Annotated in this window: 18 protein-coding genes; 5 read left to right on the top strand and 13 right to left on the bottom strand. The window is 64.0% G+C overall.

The window, feature by feature from the left end; genetic code table 11:
- On the bottom strand, nucleotides 1–171 hold a 171-nt coding region (locus EUU22_RS01930), incomplete at its 3' end, for an ACT domain-containing protein (protein WP_245484882.1).
- 309 nt (nucleotides 172–480) lie between these two features.
- Between EUU22_RS01930 and EUU22_RS01935 the strand changes: the two genes are divergently transcribed.
- Nucleotides 481–1,557, top strand: a complete 1,077-nt coding sequence (locus EUU22_RS01935; RefSeq protein WP_129330430.1) for a glycoside hydrolase family 5 protein — start codon at nucleotides 481–483, stop codon at nucleotides 1,555–1,557.
- On the opposite strand, the gene EUU22_RS01940 is transcribed toward EUU22_RS01935, so the two are convergent.
- Both EUU22_RS01940 and EUU22_RS01945 read right to left on the bottom strand, forming a co-directional pair.
- The gene (locus EUU22_RS01940) at nucleotides 1,505–2,800 is read right to left on the bottom strand and encodes a UDP-phosphate alpha N-acetylglucosaminyltransferase (RefSeq protein ID WP_129330431.1); all 1,296 of its coding nucleotides are present in this window, start codon (nucleotides 2,798–2,800) and stop codon (nucleotides 1,505–1,507) included. The two genes, EUU22_RS01935 and EUU22_RS01940, sit on opposite strands and share 53 nt — an antisense overlap.
- Before the next feature lie 67 nt (nucleotides 2,801–2,867).
- Nucleotides 2,868–4,856 (bottom strand): GumC family protein, encoded by a 1,989-nt coding sequence (locus tag EUU22_RS01945; protein ID WP_129330432.1) that lies wholly within the window; start codon nucleotides 4,854–4,856, stop codon nucleotides 2,868–2,870.
- A gap of 327 nt (nucleotides 4,857–5,183) precedes the next feature.
- Here EUU22_RS01945 and EUU22_RS01950 point away from each other — a divergent pair, with 327 nt between their 5' ends.
- Nucleotides 5,184–6,350, top strand: coding sequence for a glycosyltransferase family 4 protein (locus EUU22_RS01950; RefSeq protein WP_129330433.1), 1,167 nt, complete (start codon nucleotides 5,184–5,186; stop codon nucleotides 6,348–6,350).
- A 22-nt stretch (nucleotides 6,351–6,372) separates the two neighbouring features.
- On the opposite strand, the gene EUU22_RS01955 is transcribed toward EUU22_RS01950, so the two are convergent.
- Nucleotides 6,373–7,383 (bottom strand): glycosyltransferase, encoded by a 1,011-nt coding sequence (locus tag EUU22_RS01955; protein WP_165351048.1) that lies wholly within the window; start codon nucleotides 7,381–7,383, stop codon nucleotides 6,373–6,375.
- A gap of 178 nt (nucleotides 7,384–7,561) precedes the next feature.
- Here EUU22_RS01955 and EUU22_RS01960 point away from each other — a divergent pair, with 178 nt between their 5' ends.
- Together EUU22_RS01960 and EUU22_RS01965 are read left to right on the top strand one after the other, a co-directional pair.
- The gene (locus EUU22_RS01960; RefSeq protein ID WP_129330435.1) at nucleotides 7,562–9,094 is read left to right on the top strand and encodes a lipopolysaccharide biosynthesis protein; all 1,533 of its coding nucleotides are present in this window, start codon (nucleotides 7,562–7,564) and stop codon (nucleotides 9,092–9,094) included.
- A 32-nt stretch (nucleotides 9,095–9,126) separates the two neighbouring features.
- Nucleotides 9,127–10,917: an alpha/beta fold hydrolase gene (locus EUU22_RS01965; protein WP_129330436.1), complete on the top strand. Its 1,791-nt coding sequence runs from the start codon at nucleotides 9,127–9,129 to the stop codon at nucleotides 10,915–10,917.
- Nucleotides 10,918–10,940: 23 nt separating this feature from the next.
- On the opposite strand, the gene EUU22_RS01970 is transcribed toward EUU22_RS01965, so the two are convergent.
- The 7 genes from EUU22_RS01970 to epmA all read right to left on the bottom strand — a co-directional run bounded on the left by EUU22_RS01970 (nucleotide 10,941) and on the right by epmA (nucleotide 19,044).
- Nucleotides 10,941–13,412: a glycoside hydrolase family 2 protein gene (locus EUU22_RS01970; protein ID WP_129330437.1), complete on the bottom strand. Its 2,472-nt coding sequence runs from the start codon at nucleotides 13,410–13,412 to the stop codon at nucleotides 10,941–10,943.
- A gap of 12 nt (nucleotides 13,413–13,424) precedes the next feature.
- Nucleotides 13,425–14,390 carry a DUF1839 family protein gene (locus EUU22_RS01975; protein ID WP_129330438.1) on the bottom strand — a complete coding sequence of 322 codons (966 nt, stop codon included), beginning with the start codon at nucleotides 14,388–14,390 and terminating at the stop codon, nucleotides 13,425–13,427.
- 7 nt (nucleotides 14,391–14,397) lie between these two features.
- Nucleotides 14,398–15,306 (bottom strand): amino acid--[acyl-carrier-protein] ligase, encoded by a 909-nt coding sequence (locus tag EUU22_RS01980; RefSeq protein ID WP_129330439.1) that lies wholly within the window; start codon nucleotides 15,304–15,306, stop codon nucleotides 14,398–14,400.
- 5 nt (nucleotides 15,307–15,311) lie between these two features.
- Complete coding sequence (locus EUU22_RS01985) at nucleotides 15,312–16,490, bottom strand: acyl-CoA dehydrogenase family protein (protein ID WP_129330440.1); 1,179 nt, start codon at nucleotides 16,488–16,490, stop codon at nucleotides 15,312–15,314.
- Nucleotides 16,490–16,741: an acyl carrier protein gene (locus tag EUU22_RS01990; protein WP_114364725.1), complete on the bottom strand. Its 252-nt coding sequence runs from the start codon at nucleotides 16,739–16,741 to the stop codon at nucleotides 16,490–16,492. The genes EUU22_RS01985 and EUU22_RS01990 overlap by 1 nt, the downstream gene beginning before the upstream one ends.
- Before the next feature lie 192 nt (nucleotides 16,742–16,933).
- Entirely contained in the window at nucleotides 16,934–17,986 is a 1,053-nt protein-coding gene (locus EUU22_RS01995) for a lysine-2,3-aminomutase-like protein (RefSeq protein WP_129330441.1), read from the bottom strand.
- On the bottom strand, nucleotides 17,983–19,044 hold the full coding sequence (epmA, locus tag EUU22_RS02000; RefSeq protein WP_129330442.1) for an EF-P lysine aminoacylase EpmA: 1,062 nt from the start codon (nucleotides 19,042–19,044) through the stop codon (nucleotides 17,983–17,985). Before epmA ends, EUU22_RS01995 begins: the two co-directional genes overlap by 4 nt.
- 143 nt (nucleotides 19,045–19,187) lie before the next feature.
- Between epmA and efp the strand changes: the two genes are divergently transcribed.
- Nucleotides 19,188–19,757, top strand: coding sequence for an elongation factor P (gene efp / locus EUU22_RS02005; RefSeq protein ID WP_129330443.1), 570 nt, complete (start codon nucleotides 19,188–19,190; stop codon nucleotides 19,755–19,757).
- A 74-nt stretch (nucleotides 19,758–19,831) separates the two neighbouring features.
- On the opposite strand, the gene EUU22_RS02010 is transcribed toward efp, so the two are convergent.
- Complete coding sequence (locus EUU22_RS02010; protein WP_129330444.1) at nucleotides 19,832–21,316, bottom strand: NAD-dependent succinate-semialdehyde dehydrogenase; 1,485 nt, start codon at nucleotides 21,314–21,316, stop codon at nucleotides 19,832–19,834.
- On the bottom strand, nucleotides 21,316–22,599 hold the full coding sequence (locus EUU22_RS02015; RefSeq protein ID WP_129330445.1) for a 4-aminobutyrate--2-oxoglutarate transaminase: 1,284 nt from the start codon (nucleotides 22,597–22,599) through the stop codon (nucleotides 21,316–21,318). The genes EUU22_RS02010 and EUU22_RS02015 overlap by 1 nt, the downstream gene beginning before the upstream one ends.
- Nucleotides 22,600–22,684 lie beyond the last annotated feature (85 nt).

Here is a 22,684-nt window from a genome sequence, read left to right on the forward strand (position 1 = left end):
GGCACCCTCTTCCGAAATGAAGCTGACCCGCATGAAGAACTTGCCGGTGTCGAGATCGTCGAACTGCGAGGAGTCGACGATGTTGCAGCCCTTTCCGGCGAGATAGCCCGATATCGCCGCGACAATGCCGCGGGTCGACTTGCACGAAACCGTCAATACGTAGCTCTTCATGTTCTTTCACCCTTTTCCCGTCGCGAGCGGATTGTTGACTGCTCTAGCGCACTCGCCGTGCCGCGCAAAGCCGCTGGCCTTCGTTTCTGACCGAACGGACATGGTCTCCGGCATGCGGTCACCTCCCGTTCCTTGAGGGTGAGCTTAGGGCGGATGACGGAAAATTCCGTTCCGGTTGCGTCTTCCGCAAGCGATTTCCCGTCGTCGGGCTGCAAGGCCCTGTTCTGGCGCGCGCGCCCCGGAGCTTCCTTGACCTTTCGCCGCCGCCGGTCCTAACGTCCGCTTCGTCGTCGTTACGGGTGGGGTTGCATGTTCGTCGGTTTGCGTTTCGGGAGCTCTTCCTTCTTTGGCATCGCCGCGGCGGCGGCCACGATTGCGCTTCTCGCTGCCTCGCCGGGGCAGGCGACGGAGGGATGCTTTCGCGGCATCAATCTCTCGGGTGCCGAATTCGGCGAGCCGCCCGGAACGGCAGGCAAGGATTACGTCTATCCCTCAAATGAGACCATCGACTATTTTGCGTCGAAGGGCTTCACCTCGGTGCGCCTCCCCTTCCTCTGGGAGCGCCTGCAGCCGCAGCTCGGGGCAGAGCTCGACCCGGCCGAGCTCGCGCGTCTTGTGGCGGCGGTCGGGCGCCTGCGCGAACGGGGACTGCGGATCGTTCTGGACCCGCACAATTACGCCCGTTACCGGGGAGAGCCGATCGGTTCGGCAGCCGTTCCCGTGGCGGTGTTCGCGGACTTCTGGGGCCGGCTTGCGCGCGTCTTCGCAAACCAGCCGGACGTCTCCTTCGGATTGATGAACGAACCGCACGACATCCCCGCCGGCCAGTGGCTTGAGGGTGCCAATGCGGCAATCGCCGGGATACGCAACGCCGGTGCCGGCAATCTGGTTCTGGTGCCGGGGACGGCGTGGACCGGCGCCCATAGCTGGCAGACATCATCGGCAGACGGCGCCAACGGCGACGTGATGCTCGGCGTGGTCGATCCGTCGGATCACTATGCCTACGAGGTCCACCAGTATTTCGACTCCAACTTTTCCGGAACCAGTTCGAGCTGCGATCGCGGCGCCGATGCGGTCGCTGCCGTCGAGGTATTCACACGGTGGCTGCGCGATCACGACAAGCGCGGCTATCTCGGCGAGTTCGGCGTGCCGGCGGACGCGGCCTGTGTCGGGCCCCTTGCCGACATGGTGCGGGTCGTCGAAGGCAATCGTGATCTCTGGGTCGGCTGGGCCTACTGGGTGGCAGGTGACTGGTGGCCGTCTTCCGAGGCGCTGAACATCCAGCCGACGATCGAGGGCGATCGCCCGCAGCTTGCCGGGCTTGCCCCGGCGCTCAAGGATTTTTCATCGTCGGCTGCGGAATGCCCGGCGCTCGGTCGTCCCTGACCCGCCCCCGGGCGAGTGCCCGCCAGTCGATGCGATCGGCGGTTCCGAGGATGAACCAGAGGAGCGCGGCCGTCTTGATGGAGTAGAGCGAGTTGCTGATGACCATCAGCAGCAGGAGGTAAATGATGACCATCGAGTGGAAGGACCATGCCTTCGCGTCGCGGATCGGCGCCATGACCATCAGGGCCCAGAGCGCGATGAAGCCGAAGAGGCCGAACTTGGTAAGCGTGTAGGCGAGACCTGAGTCGGCGGTGAACTGGTCGGTCACGGCAATTCCGAGAACCACCGGAAGATCGAGATGAGTCAGGATGCCGGCCGTGACCTTGAGGCGTCCGCCGACGTCGTTTGCTCCGCCCTCCGTACCCGTGGCGAGCCCGTAGACGGCGATCACGGCCAGCATGAGGAAGGGCAGCGCCAGCCATATGGTCTTCGGAACAATGCGATAGAAGGGTGTCATGAGCGTCATCAGGACGCAGGTGAAGAATCCGAAACGGGCGTCGGCCAAGATGACGGTCAGGATCGCGCCGGCCATGACGACGAAGCGGTAGCGCATGTCGGCGCGGAAGAGCGCCCAGGCGAAGACGATGGCGCCGAAATTGCCCGCCGATACCGGCTCCAGAAAGACCGACGAGACACGATGCTGCCCGAGGAACGAAAAGAGCGAGCGCGGTTCCGGGCGCATGCCGCTGATGAAGAGGCCTCTCGTCGCTCCGAAGGCTTCCTCCGGCGTTACCGTGCCGCGGGCGATGAAGTAGCCGAGGACGTTGAAGAAATCGAGATAGAGATCCGTCAGCAGGTATTCGAAGAGACCGAAGACGACGACGACCGCGATGGATGCGGTGACGAGCCGGTCGGCCAGCCGCAGGTCCTGTACGCGCGTCCCCATGAAATAGAAGGCGATCGGGATCAGGATGTCGCGGAGCGCCTTGAGATCGACGGCACCGCGTAGCGCGAAGAGCAGCACCATGTAGCTCACGTAAAGAGCTAGCACGAGATAGATGTCGAGCTTGCGGGTGAAGGCTGCCAGGAAGGCGCTGCCGATCAGCAACATCTCGAACAGCATGACGTGACTGTCGCGTATGCCTGTCACGCGCGTGTTCACGAGACAGAGGAACAGGTTGAAGGTAAGACCGCCCATCACCGTGAAGACGGCGATGTTGTGCCGTGCCCGGCTCACCCAGCCCGGGCCCATCCCCGTCCCCTCCGGGGACAGAGGTGCCGCGAGGGCCTCAGCCGCACGCATGTTGCTTCCAACCGTCGCCTGTGGCGGCCAGAGCGAGTGCTGAAGCTGACGAGCGGGACGACACGGCCTATGCCTCCACCACGACTGTACCGAGGACGATTTCCGGCTTTCCCCCAAGCGCGTCAACATATCCCGCCAGATCCTCTTGCGGCGTGTCCCTCATGTCGAGGATCGGTACGAGCGCGTCGGCGTGGCTCATCAGCGAAGGCAGGAAGTCGGCGGCCTGCGTGCCGCAGGCGTTGACGATCACGAAACGGTGGCCGCGGTCCTCGGGCATGGGTCGGGTGGAGCCCCGACGCGCTCGGAAAAGATCATACCTCAAAAGGTCTCCGGAGGGACCCGTGTCCTCGCGTTCGCGCTCGAGGGCGCCGCGCAGGCTCGGACGACCGAACCGCGTCGGCCGCTGCGAGCGTTCGGCGAGGTCGCCGGGTGCATAGAGCACGTCATGGCCGAGATCGAGAAGCGCCTGAACCGTGTCGGCGACGATGCCAGTCGCTTCCCGCATCGGCTTGGGGGTCGCAAAGAGCACCGTCGCGGGCGCCTGTGCGCCGAGCCTCTCGACGAGCTGCCCGGCAAGCGCGCGGATTGCCGGATGGTTCTCGCCCAGCGGAAGCGGGGGCTCTTCGGCGGCGCCGCCCACGAACGGCAGGCGGCGGAGCAGGGTCGGTTTCGTGTGCGGGCGCGGCGTCCTGATCCGAGCGAGCACGGGAAATCCTGTCCGCCGGCCGAGCGTTTCCGAGGTCGGGGCCTGACGCGCCAGCAGTTCGCGCAGCACGGCCAGCGCACTTCCCAGCACGAAGCCGAAGAGGCCGGCCGCGACGAGAATGACCAGCTTCAGTACCGTGGAAGATTTCGGCATCGGCACGGCGGCGGTGATCACCCGCGAATTGTCGGTGTTGACCGATTGCTGCTGCCCGAGTTCCTCGGCGCGGCTGAGGAACGCCTTGTAGAGAGTACGTACCGCGTCCGCCTCGCTCTCGAGCTGGCGCATCTTGATCTGCGCCGCACTGCTGTCGAAGCTCGTGGCGCTCATTTTTTCGAGTTGCGTGGTGAGGGCTTTCGTGTCTGCGACAGCGCGCTCGTAGCTGCTCTTCATGGACTGACGGACGCGGCCGAGCTCCTGCTCGATCGCGCTTTGCATGTTTGCGATCTGGGAATTGATCGCCTTGATCTGTGGATGATTGCCGCCGAGGCTCGTCGCAAGCTGTGAGCGGCGGTCGAGGAGGTTGACGTAACGGTCGCGCAGGAGGCCGATCGAGGTTGATTGCAGGACTTCTGGAATGGCGCCGGACTCAATCGCGTCGATCGTGAGCTTCTTCGCCTGTTCGTAGATCGTCCGCTGCCGCTCCTCGGTCGCGCGGGCGTCGATGAGTTGCTGATTGAGCCCGGCAACCTGCTGGTCGATGACCAGGCCCTGCTGCCCGGTGCTTACGAGCCCGTTTTCCGCCTTGAACTTCTCGACGGCGAGCTCGGCCTTGAGTACGCGATCGCGCAGCTCACTCGCCTGCAGCTGGAAAGAACTGCTGGCGCGCCGCGCGGCGTTTGCCCGAGCTTCGTCGAGCTGGCGCAGATAGACGGCGGCGATCGAGTTTGCGATGTCGGCCGCGGTCGCGGCATTCGGGTGCTCGGCGCTGATCGAGAAGACGAGCGATTGGCCGGCCCGCTCGATCGTCACATGCGTTTTCAGCGCCGTGACGACAGCCATCAACCGGTCGCGTTCGTTTTTCGCCTTCTTTATCGCGGTAGCGAAGAACGGATCCCTGGCGAGATTGAGCTTGTCTGCGACCTCCTCGAGCGTCGCGCGCGACTGCATCACGTAGATCTGGCTGTCGACGGCGGACTGGTCCTGCGGAGCCGGCGTCGTCACGTTGACCGGGTCAGCGCCGCCGGTGACCAGCCCCTTAGGGTCCAGCAGAAGCTCGGTGGACGAGGTGTAGAGCGGGGTGAGACGCAGGACGTAGACGAAGGCAAGCACCAGGCAGACGACCACGGTAAGGATTACGTAGCGCAGGCGGCGTCTGAGGATCCCCGGTAATTGAAAAATGTCGATGTCCATTTTCCTGCCCAAGACCGCGTCCGGTCAGAGATTGTCGTTTCCGCAGCCTCCGGATGAGCAATCCGGTGCGGGTTTGCGATCCCGCAGGACACAACGAGCGGCCGGTATCGGGAATCGGGCCTATGGGCGAGGGCTTCCGGCAACCGCAGTGGTCAAGACAATCCTCGCAGATCATGGTTAACGGTTTCTGAAGGGCGCCGGGCCGGGGCGGGCACGGGCGGCGGCGAGATGCCGGACATACGTGATCTTAAGGTTTTCGCGCTTTCTATTCCGCTCGAACGCGGAAGGCGCGCGACATCGGTCTTCGCGGTGCCGGAAGGATCGCCCATGGGCCTCAAAAACGAAACGACGTCCGCTTCTGTGCAGGGCAGGGGGCATGCGCCGCTGATCGTCCAGGTCGTCCGGCAATACGTGCCCGGCCGTGGGGGCCTCGAGGACGTTGTCGGCAATCTCAGCCGTCTTTTGCTGGCGCGCGGCTATCGCGTCCGCGTCGTCACATGCAACAGCCTCTTTACCGGTCGCGAACGGCTGTTACCCTCCTCGGAGATGATCGACGGCGTCGAGGTCGTGCGCGTCCCCTGGTTCGGCAGCACCCGTTATCCGGTCGCTCCGCAGGTGCTGCGGCACATCCGTGACGCCGATCTGGTGCATGTCCATGCGGTCGACTTCTTCTTCGACTTTCTCGCCGTCACGCGTCCTTTCCACGGCAAGCCGATGATCGCGACGACCCATGGCGGTTTTTTCCACACGAAGAAATATGCGGCGATCAAGCGGCTTTGGTTCCGCACGGTGACGCGGCTATCCTGTCTCGCCTATCGCGCCATCGTCTGCTGCAGTCGCTCGGACCTTGATCTCTTCGACACGATCGCAGCCAATCGTACCGTGCTCGTCGAGAACGGCGTGGACATAGGGAAATTCGCTGGTCTCGCCGCCCCTCTTCCGGCACGGCGGATGATCACGATCGGCCGCTTCTCCGTAAACAAGCGGCTGGAGCGGCTTCTCGATCTCACGGTCCGTCTGGTCGAGAAGGATGCGGACTGGCACCTCGATATCGTGGGATCTCCCTCGGACCTGACGGAAGCCGATCTGCGCCGGGAGGTTGCGGCCCGTGGACTGACGGAGCATGTCGGCCTTCACGCGGCGGTGCCGAACGAGACCGTCCGGCAACTGATTTCCGATGCGTCGATCTTCGTCTCGGCGTCCGAGTATGAAGGTTTTGGCCTTGTCGCGGTCGAGGCGATGAGCGCCGGCCTGCTGCCGGTTCTCAATTCAAACGAGGCCTACCGCAGCCTTGCCGGGCAGCACTCGATCGTCCGCCTTACGGATTTCGAGAACGCAACGAAGGCCGTCGAGGCGGTGGAGGCGGCGTTTGCCGGCCTGGCATCCGACCCTGAGACGATGCGACATGCGCTTATGGAAGTGGCGGGCGGTTATTCCTGGGATACGGTGGTCGACCAGTACACCGCAGTCTATCGAGCCGCTCTCGCGGAGTGACCCGCACGTCCGCCGACGGCCGTCACCGCACAGTCTGTCGGTAGATGCGGAGGTGTTCGCCGGCGATGGCGTGCCAGTCGCGTGCCGCCATCTCCCTTTCGAGAAGCTGCGGCGAGCGTGTGCGGGCGGCCTCGCCATGCGCGATCCTCCCAATCATGGCGACGGCGTCGTCCGGGGCGGTCACGGGATACGTGACCTCGGCAAGCCATTCGGGCGTCCGCTCGGTGTGCGTGGTGAGCACGCACACGCCGTGGTCCAGGCAGGCGAGCGCCGAGCCGCGCTTGTTCGAAACTCCGTCAGGGAAGGGCAGAAGGGCGATGGTCGCTTCGCTCAGCGCTTCCGACACCGCCTCTGGCGGCAGGTTCAGCTTGAGCTCGATGCCGAGGCGCTTTGCCGAGCCCCGCACGTAGTCGACGAAGGTGGCATCGGTCTCGACGAGCGCTCCGATCATCTGGACCTCGGCGAACGAACCTCCTTCACGCAGCCGCTCGATCGTCTCGATGAAGAACTCGATCCCCTTGTTGCGCGAGATCTGCCCGAAGTAGACGATGCGCTCGTTGCCGCCGGATGGCTTCCTCGTGGCAAGTCGCGGGATGTTGTTGCCGATCGGAACGACTGCGAGGCGCTTATGCGACCACGGGAAATAGTGCGCGAAGAGCGTTTTCTCCTCGTCGTTGGAGAAGATCACCGCCTTGGCGAAGAGACTTGGAAGCAGGAACACCATCTTGCGCAGGATGTGGAAGATCCGGAATTCATGCAGGGTGACGAAGATGTTTGGTAGCGCCAGCGGCAAGAACCCGGGCGATACGGATTTGCCGATGCTGAGCGACGGGTATTGCAGGTGAAATACCACGTCCTTCCTCCCGGCGTAGTGACGCCGTATCTCCATTATGTGCCGGAGGGACCAGGAGTCGAGATATTCGACCGTTACCGAGGCGCCGGCGTCCCGAAGTGCGGTGGCGAGCCTGCCCGTGTAGTCGGCGACGCCGCACATCTTGTCCTGGGCCGAAGCTACGAGAAAGACGATCTGCAAATGACACCGTGGCTGTTTGGCGGGAACATGCGGCAGGGATATCGAATCCCGCTTAAATCTCCGTAAAGCCGCCAATCGGCGGTCGCCGCGGGTGGAGGGTTCCTTAAACTTTTTCTGCCTAGAAGCAAAGGAAACCATTGCAGTCTCGTGACGGTGTCCGGCGGATAGAAACTACCTCATGGCCAAAAGTATCGTTGCGAATTCGGCATTGAATGCAGCCGCCGGGCTGTCCCTTCTTCTCATCGGCTTTGCCTGTTCGATCATCACCGCGCGTCTTCTCGGCCCGGAGGCGAACGGCATCATCGCCTTCTCGCTCTGGCTTGCCGTCACCGCGTCGCTCGTGGCCGAGCTCGGAACCGGGGTAATGCTGCTTCGCCTGCTTCCCCAGTTGAAGAGCCAGGGTTATTCGACCGCCGACCGACGCGGCTTCGCCGCCTATCTGCTTCGCCCCGTCATCGGATCCACCCTTCTTCTGACCGCGCTTTACGCGGCGGTATTCGCGCTGGCGGAGCATGAGCACTGGGCGACCAGCGCGCCCGTCGTCGTGGTCATTACCGGAGTGCTCTTCTTCATTCAGTCGATCGGGTCGTCCGCCAAGAATTACCTGCTTGGCGAGCAGCAGGTCGGAACCTTCTTCCGGCTTTCGACGATCTCGGGCATCCTCCAACTGGCCGGTGTGGCGGTCGGGGCGGTGTTCTTCGGCATTCCGGGCGCGCTCATCGGCTACACGCTCGGTTTCACGGTTCAGTTCACCTACGCGGCCGGCATCCTCGCTGTGCGGGCGAATAACTGCGGTATCTCGCCCCGCTACCTTTTCGGCTCGTCCGTCCTGCTCTCGGTGCAGTTCGTCGTCGATTCCATCTTTCTGAACCGGGTAGAGTTCTTTTTCCTGGAGCGCTATTCGGGTGTCGCCACCGTCGGCTTCTACGCCGCTGCGATGTCGTTGGCAAACCTCGCGCTCCAGCTGCCGGTGCAGCTCACCGGCAGTCTCGTCCCCTATTATTCGCAGAAGCTGCAGGATCACGGTGGCACGACGCTTCCGGCCGCGGTCTTCGAGGCCGTCGTCCGCAACCTTGCCTACATCACCCTGCCGCTGAGCTTCGGTCTGGCGGTGATCTCGCCGCGGCTGATCTCAACGATTTTTGGCGAGGCATTTGCGCCGGCCGGTCCGGCGCTTGCCGTCCTGGCGTTGGTAACACCGGTCAATGTGCTCGGCCTCATCTGCACACAGTATCTCTTCTCTCTGGATCGTGTGCGCGAGCGCCTGGTCGTCAGCATCGTCGGCGCCGTTACCATGGTTGGCGGGGCCTTCCTCGTTGTTCCCGCTTACGGTGCGGAAGGTGCGGCTGCGGTGCGTTTCGTCGTATTTGCACTCATGAGCGCATTGATGATGCGCCGACTGACGTTCGAGCGTTCGCTGGCGGGGCTCTACTGGAACCTGCTGCGGATCGCTTTTGCGGCGACCGCGTGCGCCGGGGCGGCCTGGCTTGTCCTGGTGCTCGTTCCCGGGCTGGCGGGTCTCGTGCTCGCAATTGTTGCCGGTGCGCTGTGCTATATCGTCGCGTTGCGCGTTTTCCGCGCCGTCGCCGTCGAGGACGGGGCGGTGGCCGAGAGCATCGCATCGCGCCTGCCGGGGGCGGCGGGAACCGCGGCGCGCCGCATCGTGAAGCTGGCATTCGGCAGGCACGACGATTGTCGGGGCGAGTCTTGATGCAGGGAGGAACATTGGGGGGGAACTCGATCATGAGACAGCAAGCAAGCCCGTCCGATGCGCTCGGCGGGGCGCCGTCAGCAGCGAGGCCGCTCGCCTTTTCCGAGACGATCGGACTTTTCATGGCGGCGCAGGGGCAGACCGTCGCGGATGTGGGTGTCCTGTTCGTCAGCCCATGGGGCCTCGAAGAGATGTGCCTGCGCAAGTTTTGGCGCATCATCGCCGACGATCTCTCCGCTCAGGGGATCGCGAGCCTGCGCTTCGACTACCCGGGTACCGGCGATGCCCTCGACAGAAGCGATTTCTCGGGCGGACTGGCGATATGGGACGATGCCGTGGTGGCGGCGGCGAACCAGCTTGCCGCGCTGTCCGGTTGCTCGCGCATCGTGATCGTGGCGCAGGGGCTCGGAACAGTCATTGCGCTGCGAGCAATCCGCCGCCTCGACGGCATTGCCGGCCTCGTCGCGCTGGCACCGGTGACATCCGGTCGTGCCTACCTGCGGGAAATGCAGATCTGGGCGAAGATGGTCGAGGAAGGGCTCGGTATCGCCAAGGAGCACCGCGCTGCCGAAGGGATCGTCATCGCCGGTCTCGCGATGCCGGAGGAGATTGCCGCCGATATCCGCAAGTTCAGTCCTGCAACCCTCGAGGAGAGGCCTGCACCGCAGTGCCTCGTGATGAAGCGCCCTGACCGGCCGGGTGACACGGAGTTCGCCGCGAAGCTTGTTGCACTTGGCGCGGCGGTCACCGAGGCCGATTATCAGGGCTATGACGATCTCGTCTCCAATCCGGCGACGGCCGTGATGCCGCAAGCGGTGCGGCTGTCGGTGGTGGACTGGATCACGAACCTGGCTTCGGCGTCTCCACAAAAGCGCGACAAGCCGCTGCCGGCGCCTGACGCCGCCGTTCTCCATGGTCCCGACTTTCGCGAGGAGGCTCTCAATTTCGGAGAGGGTGGAAGACTCTACGGGGTGCTGTGCGAACCGCTCGGCGAAAGGAAGGGGGCGACCGTCCTTCTCGTCGGCACGGCCTATGACCGTGCCGCCGGTTGGGCGCGTTCCGGCGTCCGGCTGGCGCGCGATCTCGCCGCGCAGGGCATTCCGTCACTGCGCTTCGACACGGCCAATGTCGCCGATAGTCCGCCCGTCCCTGGCCTGCCGGACCAGGTTCTCTACCACGAGGCGCAATCCAATGACGTCCGTGCGGCAGTCGACGTGATCGAAGAGCGCCATCTGCTGCCCGTCGTCACCAGCGGACGCTGCAGCGGTGCCTACCTCGCCTTCCGCAGCACCCTGCAGGACGCTCGCATCCAGGGCGTCGTCGCCGTAAACCCCTTCGTCTTCTACTGGGACCCGAAGCGGGACATCGACGAATCCCTACGCTTCGTTCCGCGCACGCTCGGAGATTACAAGGGACGCCTGCTCCAGGCAGAAACCTTCCAACGACTGCTGCAAGGCCGGATCGACATCGCCCGCGCAGCGACCAATATCGGGCGGGCTCTCGGGCGCCGGCTGGCACGGCATGCGATGCCGCTCATCCATATGCTGCCCCAGAACCGGGTCATGCGGCGGGAGGTCGTCGGTGCATTCCACACGCTGTCCGACAGGGGCGTGCCCGTCGCGCTTCTCTACAGCGAGAACGACGTCGGCCTCGATCATTTCGCGGAGCAGTTCGGGAGTTCGGCCAGCGGATTGCGACGTTACAAGAATGTGGACTTCACCATTCTGGAAGGCGCCGATCACAACCTGACGCCGGAGCCCGCCCGGCTCTCCTATTTTGACACGTTGAGCGCCATCGCGACCGCCCTTGATCCGCAGGCGTGAGCCGTTGCGCGGTCGCGCACTGCTCAGAAATGGAGGATGGTGGAGGTTCCGACCTGACTGATGCTGCCGGTCGGTCTCTGGTCGCGGGTCGTTCCCGCGCGCGGCACCAACCGTATGCGTTTGGCATGGCCCGGCGTCAGATGGAACCAGTCGTCGTCGGGCCGGTAGCCTTCGACCGCGATGTGGACGGACTGCGCGAGGCGATCGGTCCGCAGTTCCAGCAGCCAGTCGCCATCTTCCTCGACAAGAGCGGCCGAGACTTGTGCCTCATGCCATGCCGAGGTGCGCCCGAGCGGGAAATGGAAGGTTTCCGCCAGGAGCTTCCCTGAGGTCTCGTCCACGAGGCGCGCGACGGTGACGTCATGCGATGGCGGGCCGAAGCGGAAGGCGTAGGTGGTGTCGAAGAAGGCGCCGAAGAGATCGGTACAAGGTATCGAGACCGCGCCTCCTGCCGGCAGCGTCAGGTTTCGCCCGCCGGCAACGACCTGCTGGCGTCCGTCGCGCAGGCAGGAAACGGACAGCAGTGCGGTGAGCGGCTGCGGGGCTTCGTTCACGACGTGGACGTCGAGGCCGTTCGTCCCTTCGTCAGTGAACGAGACGTTGACGGGACGGAAGGCGCGTTTCAGCGCATACCAGACCGGTTTCGGTTCTCCGGTCGAATCGATCACGCCCCAGCCGGGGCCGGGAAGGAGATCCTGGAAGGTCCATACCAGCGCGCCATTGCAGGACGAGCCCGGGCGGCGCCATTCGGCGAAGGTTTCCGTGACGATCTCCGCCGTTACCGCCCTAGAGAGGGTGAGGTAGGAGGCAGGATTCTCGCGGCGAAGGCGGGCGGGATCCTGCCCGTAGAGTTCGTGCAGGTGGTGATCGCGGATATCCTCGAAATCCCAGGAGGCACCGCGGTCGCGCGGTACACGCGCCTTCCAGCGGGGGTCGTGAACCGGCGCGACCGGAAGATGGCGGTCAAGTGTCTCCTGCTGCGGCACATGGGCGAAGGCAAGGCATTCGGCGGCGAAGCGTACGTTGGCCCGCCGCGCGTCTTCGAGCGGGCGGCAATAGGCGCCGACGCCGTAGTAGTGCGTTACCCCAGCATTGGGCGAGAACGGCATGGCGCCGCCGCTCGGAGAATTCGCCACATAAGGAACGTCGGGACGCAGCACCGAGCAAACCCGCGGCAGCATCTCCTCCGTCAGCGGGCCTTGCCATGTGCCGGCGGGCAGTCCCATCATCGCGGCCTGCTGATAGATCTCGCTGCCGCCGCAGAGTACCGCAAGCGAGGGCGATCCCTGGACCGATGCGAGAAACTCGCTCGCCTCGCGCTCCACATGGCCGACGAAGGCGGGATCACCCACCGGATAGTCGTAATTGGCGAACATGAACTCCTGCCAGACCATCAGGCCGAGCCGGTCGCAAAGGCGGAAGAAATCCGCCGTTTCATAGGCCATGGTGCCGCCGATCCGGATCATGTTCATGTTCGCGTCCGCCGCCTTCGCAAGCCATGGTGCGTAGTCTTCCGCAGAACCCGGCAGACTGACGATGTCGGCACTGGTCCAGACCGCGCCGCGGCAGAAGACGCGTTGGCCGTTGATCCTGAGCGCGAAATCCTTGCCGTCCGCGCCACGCTCCAGTGTGATCCGCCGGAAGCCGACCGGGCCGATCGACAGCCGGTGTGAGCCGCTCAGGATCTCGGCCTTGTGCAGCGCCGGCTTGCCGTGTGTACGCGGCCACCAGGCGGCAATGCCGGGAAGTTCCAGTCGTCCGCGCCAAGTGCCGTCGGCATCCCGGTGAAGCGGCGCCTCGTGCCCGCCGCACGCGATCCTGGCATCGGTGCCAAGGTCACTGCTTGCGCAGGAGAGATTGAGAATGCCGGTGCCGTCTTCATCGAGATCGGCGGTGATCCGCAAATCGGAGAGGGTAATGTCGGCGGGACGGATCAGCCTGACGGGCCGCCATGGACCGGCAGGGTGGATGCTCGGGCACCAGCCGGGCATATGGCCGAGCAGGGTGGTGCGGACGAGCCGCAGGCCCTGGTGGTCCATCATCTGCGGGCGCCAGCGGGCACGGGGACCGCGCTTGTCGAGATGCGGCTGCAGGGCGCGGAAACAGATCGCCAGTTCGTCGTCGCCGGTGACGTCAATCGGCAGGTCGTTCGCCTCGAACATGCTCTCCGAGGTGAACACCAGTACGCCGTTCACGAAGACCTCGGCGATCGTCGCGAGACCTTCGAAGCGCAGGATCGCCTGGCCGGGTGCCTCGCCCGCGAGCGAACGGAAATACCAGGCGTCCTTGCCGTGCAGCGGTTGCGGGGACGAGGGATCGAAGAGACCTCCGGCCGTCAGCGCCTGTGCGAGGGTGCCGGGAACGGGGGCCGAAAGGCGCGGGGCCTGGCTGTCGATCTCGGAGGGATGCAAATAGCGCCCGCTCTCGGTCAGGAGCAGCGCCCAGCCGCTTTCCAGCGAACGTTCATCCGCGCCGGGATAGATGCGATCCGCCATCGTTCGGCTCCTTCAGGCAAGCTGCTTGCCCAGTCCTTCCATCAGGCTGTCCCAGGCCTCCGCAGCCGGCGCGAGCGCACCGACGAGGGGCTCGAACTTGCGCCGGGCGACTGCCCGGGCGAGCTGGAACTGGACGGATTTCGCTGTCTCGGAGATCTTCAGCGCTTGCTGGCGTTCGTCTTCTGTCACGTCCGGCAGGAGCCATTCGAGATGGCTCGCGAGAAGCTCGAAATTGGCGCCGACCTGCCGCAGCGTGTTGAAGGCGTATTTGTGGAAGAAGCCGAAGGGGCGTTCCGCGATGGCTTCGACCTGCGTCGGGAAGACCGTCGCGAAGGCAGCGATCGGATTGGTTGAGGGACGCCGCGCGAAGTGACGCCGTATCAGCGTGATCGCGACGTCGCGCGTGGTGCGCTCGTCCGTCCCCTTTCCCGGGAATTTGGCGAACTCCGTATAGGGCAGGAACGGCAGTTCCTCCTGCCAGGCGCCGCGGTGGAAGAGGCCGTCGAAGTCGTCTCCCTCGACGTGGAAGAAGCCGCCGTTGTGGAAATAATCCATGCTGCGGCTCTCCGGGTCGAGGCGGTTGATCGCGACCGTGGTCTTGCCGTGTTCCTGACCATAGCCGACGCCACGGGTGTCGGGCATGAAGAAGCTGTCCATCTCGACGAGGCAGAGCCGCCCACGGGCGATCTGCTCGGCGACATGGGCCTCGACCGTGTCGAAGATCGCAAGTTCCGTGCAACGGATACCGTAGAGGCCTTCGAGATCCTCCAGCGGTACCTTGAAGAACGTGAACTGGTCGCCTTCGAAGTCCTGGGTAAGGGTGAAGCCCAGCATGGCCTCGGGCGCGAGCCCGAGCGAGGCCAGTACCTCGATCCAGAGATCGACGTAGCAGTTGGTCTCGGGCCACATCCGCTCACTCGCGTGAAGGGCATGCGGTGTGTAGCCGGCGGGATCCAGCCCAGGAAAGACGGCAGCCATCGGCAGGTCAGCCCCAGAGTGTCTGGCGTACCGACGCCGGCCACTGTTCGGTGTCGAGGCCGTGGTGATGGAAGAGCGCCAGCGCGATACGTTCCAGTCCGAAGCCGACGCAAGCCGTGTGAGCGACCGAGCCGTCTTCGAGGTTCAGGCCCCATTTCGTGCCGAAGGCATCCTGATGGTAGTTGAAGCTCATGCACGCGGTCGGGCTGGTCGTCGAGGTAATCGGGATCAGCAGCTCGAACTTGAGGTTCTGGTCGCGCTGGTTGTTGGCGAGCATCTTGCCTGCACGCCCGAAGAAGGGATCATTTGCCACGTCGATCTCGACGGGCAGTCCGACTGCCTTCATCATTTCGACACCGCGATCCATCCAGGTCTGGCGAAACTCGGTGACGTCCGCCTGGGTCCCCATGCGGACGTATTCGCGCATGCGGAACAACTGCTGGCGTGCCGGGTCGTTGGAGGGCTCGTGGCGGAAGCAATAGGACTGCAGGTCATAGAGGCCGCCGCCAGCCGGCAGGTTACCGCGCTTGGCGACCGTCGGATAGAGCGGGTAGCAGGCCGCCGGCGTCAGCACGATATCGGTCGCCTTTTGCTCGGCGGTCCAGTCTTCGTCGGCATCCATGCATTTCAGAAGGCTGACATGATCGAGCTCGTTGCCGCAGAAGCTGTGCACCGTGCCGGCGAGCTGCGGGAAGCTCCGCATGTAGCCGCTCTTCTCGAAATAGGCGCGGTTCATGCCGGGCGGGAAGCGGATCGCTTCAGCACCATCGGCGCCGCCGAAGCGGTCGATCAGCCGCTCGAACGCAGCGATCACGTCTTCGAAGCGGCCGCCGCGGCCGTAGAGTCCGTCGACGCCGGTCTCGATGAGGAGGCCGGACTCGAACAGGCGGTCGAGGAAACTTCTCTGCATGTCCATCGGTCTCACCCCAGCAAGCTTGTTTCTTGTTTGTGCACCAGAAGCATGTTCGACGTATTTCCAAGGATGCGATCGTTGGAAATCATCAGCTGTGCCGAATGGGCGTCCCGCAGGTGGCGTCCGAGGCTGTAGGGCGTACCGTTCTTGTAGCCCATGATGCCGCAAATGCGCATGGCCTGGTTGATGATCGGCAGGATCATCTCGGAGGAGGCGATCTTGACATTGTTCATCGCAACGGCAAAGCCCATGGACGACAATCGATCCTGATCCATGCAGGCGTCCTCATAGGACCGCAGTCCGCCGACGATGTTGGACCTGACGGTCTGAAGCTGGCTCGAAAGCTCGGCAAGCTGGACCAGGCCGGGCGGCTGCGTTCCAGGCGCCTTGCGAGCGGCCGCACGTACGAAGTTCTGGGCGCGTATGAAGGCGTCGAGCGCGATGCCGTACCAGACGGAGCTCCACAGGAGATGGGCGGTCGCGAGCATCGACTGCGCGGCGATTTCGGCGAACGGATGGGGCAGGATCTGTTCGGCAGGCGCCTCGCCGCGGAACATGAACCCGTCGGAGCAGGTGCCGCGCATGCCGAGCGTATCCCAGACATGGGTCTTGTCGATCGTGTACTGGTCTTTCAGGAAGACGGTCATCACCTGGTCGGAGGATGCCGCGTCCTTGTGGCTGCGCGAGGTAATCAGGATCGCGTCGGATTCGACGCCGTAGGAAATCACGGTCGCATCCTTTTCGAGGAAGCAGCGGCCGTCCTTCACGTCGATGGCGCAGATGCTGTTGCGCAGGTTTCCGCCGATGCCGGCTTCAGTGGTGGCGGAACCTAGCAACAGTTGCTCGGCGGCGACGCGGCGCATGAAATTCCGGTGCCAGTCGGCGTCGTTGCCGTGGGTGACGAGACTCGAGGTCTTGATCTGGTGCATCGCGAAGATCATCGCGCTCGAGGCGCATGCCTGACCGAGCGTCGAGCAGAGTTCGGCGATTTCCGAAATGGAAAGACCCTCACCGCCCAGTTCTTCGGAGATCATGACGCCAAGCAGGCGCTCGGCCTTCATCGCATCGACGGCTTCTTTCGGAAACCGGCTGTCGCGGTCGACCTCGTCGGCATAGGCGGCGGCAACCGTCGCCACGTGATTGACGCGGCTCTTCAGGTTCTTCTCGGCAGTGGCGGAGAGGTCCATTACGCGACCTTTCTGTCGGCCAGGATCGTCTTCACCGTGTTCTCGATGGCGGCGATGCTCGCGAAGGATTTGCGATTCAGCAAATGATCCGGAAACTCGATGTCAAATGCTTCTTCAAGTCCGAGCATGAGCTGGACGGATGCGAAGGAAGAAAGTCCGGCGGCGTAAAGATCGCCATTGTCGTCGATCGTGTCGATCGACACAGGCAACCCACCGAGTTTTGCGAGCAGAGCCCGAATTTCTCCGTTCATGTTGTCCCCTTTCCCAAGATATACTTCTGATGACAGTTGTTTTGCGTTCTACGGGTGAAAGCATAAGATTCCGCTAAATGCCGTAGTTAAACAAAAATGACCACAAGAATGGTCGTCGCCGACCATTGAACGAGCCCTTGCTTCCCTTTCCGGGGAGGAAGGAGATAGTATTTTACATTGACCGGAGCGTCTTTATTTCTCTACCGGATAGCGGTGCATCCTGCCCTGCGGGTCAGTGACGCGGTAGCCCCCGTCCGGATCTCCGGCCAGGGCCCGCTCGCTGATCTCGACCTTACCGTGGCCGCCGGGAATGTCGAGGATATAGGCGGGAATGCAAAGACCGGAGAGCCGTGCCCTGAGCGCGCGCACGAGCGCCTGACCTTCCTTGATCGACAGCCGGAAATGGCCGGTGCCGGGCGCGAGGTCCGGATGATGGAGATAATAGGGCTTGATGCGGTTCTCGACGAAGGCGCGCATCAGCTCCTCGAGCACCGCGACGTCGTCGTTGACGTCCTTCAGGAGCACGGTCTGGCTCACCATCACGATGCCGGCGTCGACCAGACGGGCGCAGGCTTCCAGGGCGGCCTTCGAAAGCTCGCGCGGATGGTTCGCATGAAGGGCGAGGTAGACGGTCTTGCCGCCCTGTTGCAGGGCGTCGATCATCGCGGCGTCGATCCTTTCCGGGTCGACGACCGGCACGCGGCTATGGATGCGGACGATCTTCACATGTGGGATCGTCGCCAGCTGCCGCATGATGTCGGCGAGACGCCGTGGCGAGAGGATGAGCGGGTCGCCGCCGGTCAGGATGACCTCCCAGATCCCGGTGTTCGCCCGGATGTAGTCGAGGGCCGCGGCCAGTTGCTCGACCGTCAGCGTGCCGTCCCCTTGCGGGCCGACCATCTCGCGGCGGAAGCAGAAGCGGCAGTAGACGGGGCAGACGTGAACGGCCTTCAGCAGCACCCGGTCGGGGTAGCGATGGACGATGCCGGGCAGCGGCGTGAACGGCCGGTCGCCGATCGGATCGTCCCTTTCTTCCTCGGTCCGGACGAGCTCAGCGGCGGTCGGGACGAACTGTGCGGCGATCGGATCGTGCGGATCGGACGGGTCGATGAGGTTCGTCATCGCCGGAGTGACGGCGATCGCATAGTGCTCGGCGACGGCGGCAGCGGACGCTTCTTCTCCGGCTGCAATCAGGCCCGCCGCGACGAGCTCGTCGACGGTCGTGATGCTGCGGGCCGCCATCATCCGATCTCCGCGACCGGTGCCCACAGGACGTGTTCGATCCGCGGCGCGCCCGTCGCAAGCATCACAAGTCGGTCGAAGCCGAGCGCGATGCCGCTCGCTTCCGGCATGATGTCGAGGGCGGCAAGGAAATCCTCGTCCAGCGGATAGGTCTCGCCGTAAACGCGCTGTTTTTCGGTCATCTCGGCCTCGAACCGCCGGCGCTGCTCGGCAGCATCCGTCAGTTCGCCGAAGGCATTGGCGAGCTCCACGCCGCAGGCATAGAGCTCGAAGCGCTCGGCGACCCGACAGTCCCGTGCTGAGGGGCGGGCAAGCGCCGCCTCGCACACCGGATACTCGTCAAGGATCGTCGCCCTGCCGAAGCCGAGGTTCGGTTCGATCTTCTCCACCAGCACGCGGCTGAAGAGATCAGCCCAGGTATCGTCCTCGGCGAAGCGGATGCCGGCCCGGCGCAGATCGGCGGCGAGCCGGTCGCGATCTGTCGCGCCGCTCTCTTCGACCGAGCCCAGCAGGTCGATCCCCGCGAAACGGTCGAAGGCTTCGGCGACGCTCAGCCGTTCCGGTTCCAGGAGCGGGTCGACGGTGCGCTCCCGATACGAAAACGCATGGGTCTTCGTCGTCTCGGCTGCGAGCGCCAGGATGTCGGCGCAGTCGGCCATCAGCTGCTCGTAGGATTCCCCGGCGCGATACCATTCGAGCATGGTGAACTCGGGATGGTGCAGCGGGCCGCGCTCGCGGTTGCGATAGACATGGGCGAAGCAGGCGATGCGCTTTTCGCCGGCAGCGAGCAGCTTCTTGCAGGCAAATTCCGGAGACGTGTGGAGAAAGAGAGGCGCCGTCCGTCCGTCGGGGCCGGTCGCGGCGGTCGCGAAAGCATGAAGATGCGCCTCGTTGCCCGGCGAAACCTGCAGAGTCGCGGTGTCGACCTCGATGAAGTCGCGCTCGGCGAAAAAGGTCCGCAGCTTCGCCTGGATCGCATTGCGTCCGACGAGAAACGGGCGGCGATCGGCGTGGGTCGACGGCGTCCACCAGGGCGGTGTGGCGGTGCTTCGGCCGGTCATTGCGTCTTTCTCGAAGGTTGTTGCATCGCGGGCTGGCAATTTCGCGGATTTTGGGTTAGTTGCGCCCAGGAAAAGTTTCGAAGATGTCCCGGGGCGGATGGGCGTCCTTTACGACGGGTCTTTCGCAGATACAAGGAATTCCAATGGTCAAGATTATCGCCTCCTCCGTCCGCAAGGGCAATGTTCTCGAAGTCGACGGCAAGCTCTACGTCGTGCTCACGGCAGAAAACTTCCATCCGGGCAAGGGTACTCCAGTCACCCAAGTGAACATGCGCCGCATCGTTGACGGCGTGAAGGTGTCCGAGCGCTGGCGCACCACCGAGCAGGTCGAGCGTGCCTTCGTCGAAGACCTGAACTTCCAGTATCTCTATGAGGACGGCGAAGGCTTCCACTTCATGAACCCGGAAACCTATGACCAGGTCGTCGTCGACGTCGAAACCATGGGCGACCAGAAGGCCTACCTGCAGGAAGGCATGACCTGCGTTCTGTCGATCCACGAAGGCGTACCGCTCGCCATCGAGCTGCCGCGCCACGTCACGCTCGAAATCGTCGAGACCGAGCCGGTCGTGAAGGGCCAGACGGCCTCCTCCTCCTACAAGCCGGCAATGCTCTCGAACGGCATCCGTACCTTGGTGCCGCCGCACATCGACGCCGGCACCCGCGTCGTCATCGCGACCGAAGACAACTCCTACGTCGAGCGCGCCAAGAACTGAGGCTCGCATCAGGCGCAATACAGAAAGCCCCGGAATGGTGAGGCCATTCCGGGGCTTTCCTGTCTCAGTATGCTTCAGATTTCGATGCCGAGGCACATGTACTTGATCTCGGTGTAGTCATCGATCCCGTACTTCGAACCTTCGCGGCCGAGGCCCGACTGTTTGATGCCGCCGAAGGGGGCGACTTCGGTCGAGATCAGGCCGGTATTGACGCCGACCATGCCGTATTCCAGAGCCTCCGCGACGCGGAAGATCTTCGAGACGTCCTTCGAGAAGAAGTAGGAGGCGAGACCGAACTCGGTGGCATTGGCGAGCTCGATCACTTCCTCTTCTGTCTCGAACTTGAAGAGCGGCGCCACCGGACCGAAGGTCTCCTCGACTGCCACCTTCATCTCGGAGGTCACGCCGGTCAGGATGGTCGGCTGGAAGAACAGGCCGCCCTGTTCGGCTGCTTCGCCGCCGATCGCGACCTTGGCGCCCTTCGAGACGGCGTCGGAGACGTGCTCCCTGACCTTCTTCAGCGCGTTCTCGTCAATCAGCGGGCCGGTGGTCACGCCTTCCGCGAAACCGTCGCCGACCTTCATCTTCGATACCCGCTCGGCGAGCTTCGCCGCGAAGGCGTCATAGACGCCCGCCTGCACGTAGAGCCGGTTGGCGCAGACGCAGGTCTGGCCGGCATTGCGGTACTTCGAGATCATGGCGCCCTCGACGGCGGCATCGAGGTCCGCGTCGTCGAAGACGATGAAGGGTGCATTGCCGCCGAGCTCTAGGCCGAGCTTCTTGATCTGGTCGGCGCCCTGGCGCATCAGAATCCGGCCGACGTTGGTGGAGCCAGTGAAGGTGAGTTTGCGGACCTTGTCGTTGTCGCAAAGCTCCTTGCCGACCATGGCCGCGTCAGTCGCCGTCAGGACGGAGAAGACGCCAGCCGGCAAGCCGGCCCGTTCCGCGAGGATCGCGAGCGCCAGAGCCGAAAGCGGCGTCTGAGCCGCCGGCTTCGACACCATGGCACAACCGACCGCGACGGCCGGTGCCATCTTGCGGGCCAGCATGGCGTTCGGGAAGTTCCACGGCGTAATGGCGCCGACGACACCGACCGGCTGCTTGATCACGAGGATCCGCTTGTCGGGCTGGTGGCCGGGGATCGTGTCGCCGTAGACGCGCTTGGCTTCCTCGCCGAACCACTCGACGTAGGAGGCGCCGTAGAGGACCTCACCGCGGGCCTCGGGCCAGGGCTTGCCCATTTCCATCGTCAGGATGGTGGCGAGATCGTCGGCATTGGCGACCATCAGGTCGTAGAGCTTGCGGAGTACCGCGGCCCGTTCCTTGCCGGTCTTGCGGGCCCACGCCTTCTGCGCCTTGTAGGCCGCGTCGATCGCACGGGTCACCTCCGCCTTGCCGAGGTCGGGCAGGGTGGCGATGACTTCACCGTTCGCCGGGTTCGTCACGTCGAAGGTCTTGCCGCTTTCGCTCTGCGAGACCCAGTCGGCGCCGACAAGCGCCCGATCCGTCGCAAGCGACGGATCCTTGAGCCTGGATGTAAGGCTGTTCGAAATGGCCATTACTTTGCCTCCTGCGCGCATTCCCGGATCGAGCTCTCGATGACGTCGAGCGCTTCGTTGAAGACCTCGTCCTGGATCGTGATCGGGGCGAGGAAGCGGATGACGTTGGAGTAGACGCCGCAGGTCAGCAGGATGACGCCCTTTTCCAAGGCCTTCAAGCGGACCGCATTGGTGAAATCCGCATTCGGCTTGGTCGAGCCGGGTACTGCGAACTCGACGGCGACCATGAAGCCGGGGCCCCGGATATCCGAGATCTGCGCGACGTCGGAGCGCAGTCCCTGCAGGCGCTGCTTCAGGCGGGCGCCAAGCTGGTTGGCGCGATCGCAGAGCTTTTCCTCCTCGATGACGTCGAGCACGGCGTGTGCTGCGGCGATCGCAAGCGGGTTGCCGGCATAGGTGCCGCCGAGACCGCCGGGACCAGGCGCATCCATGAGTTCGGCGCGGCCGGTAACGGCCGACAGCGGGAAGCCGCCTGCGAGGCTCTTGGCCATCGTCACCAGGTCGGCGGCGACATCATGGTGTTGCATGCCGAAGAGCTTGCCGGTGCGGGCAAAGCCGGTCTGTACTTCGTCGGCGATCAGCAGGATGCCGTGGTCGTCGCAGATCTGGCGCAGTGCCTTCATCAGAGCACGCGGAACTTCATAGAAGCCGCCTTCGCCCTGTACCGGTTCGATGATGATGGCGGCAACGCGCTTCGGATCGACATCGGCCTTGAAGAGCTTGTCGAGGACATCGAGTGAGGTCTCGACGTTGATGCCGTGCATCTCGATCGGGAAGGGGACATGGAAGACATCGCCCATCATCGGACCGAAGCCGACCTTGTAGGGGACGACCTTGCCGGTCAGTGCCATGCCCATGAATGTGCGGCCGTGGAAACCGCCGGTGAAGGCGATCACCGCGGAGCGGCCGGTGGCGCAGCGGGCGATCTTGATGGCGTTTTCCACGGCTTCGGCGCCGGTGGTCGCAAAGATCGTCTTCTTCGGGAAGTCGCCGGGAAGGAGCTTGTTGAGCCGCTCGGCCAGCGCCACATAGTTCTCGTAGGGCATGACCTGATGGCAGGTGTGGGTGAAGCAGTCGAGCTGCTTCTTGACCGCGTCGATCACCTTCGGGTGGCGATGGCCGGTGTTGAGCACGGCGATGCCGCCGGCGAAGTCGATATAGCGGCGTCCCTCGACGTCCCAGACTTCGGCGTTCTCGGCCTTGGCCGCGTAGACCTGCGTCGTCATGCCGACGCCGCGGGAGATGGCCTCGTTCTTGCGGGCTGAGATTTCGGAGTTTTTCATCGTCAGAAATTCCTCTGGTGAGCGTTTGGCCTTCGACGCGGCCTGTGGGTGATCGCAAGGCTGCAATATTTCCTACATTTTTTCT

It is taken from the genome of Ciceribacter ferrooxidans, assembly GCF_004137355.1.
Taxonomy (GTDB): domain Bacteria; phylum Pseudomonadota; class Alphaproteobacteria; order Rhizobiales; family Rhizobiaceae; genus Allorhizobium; species Allorhizobium ferrooxidans.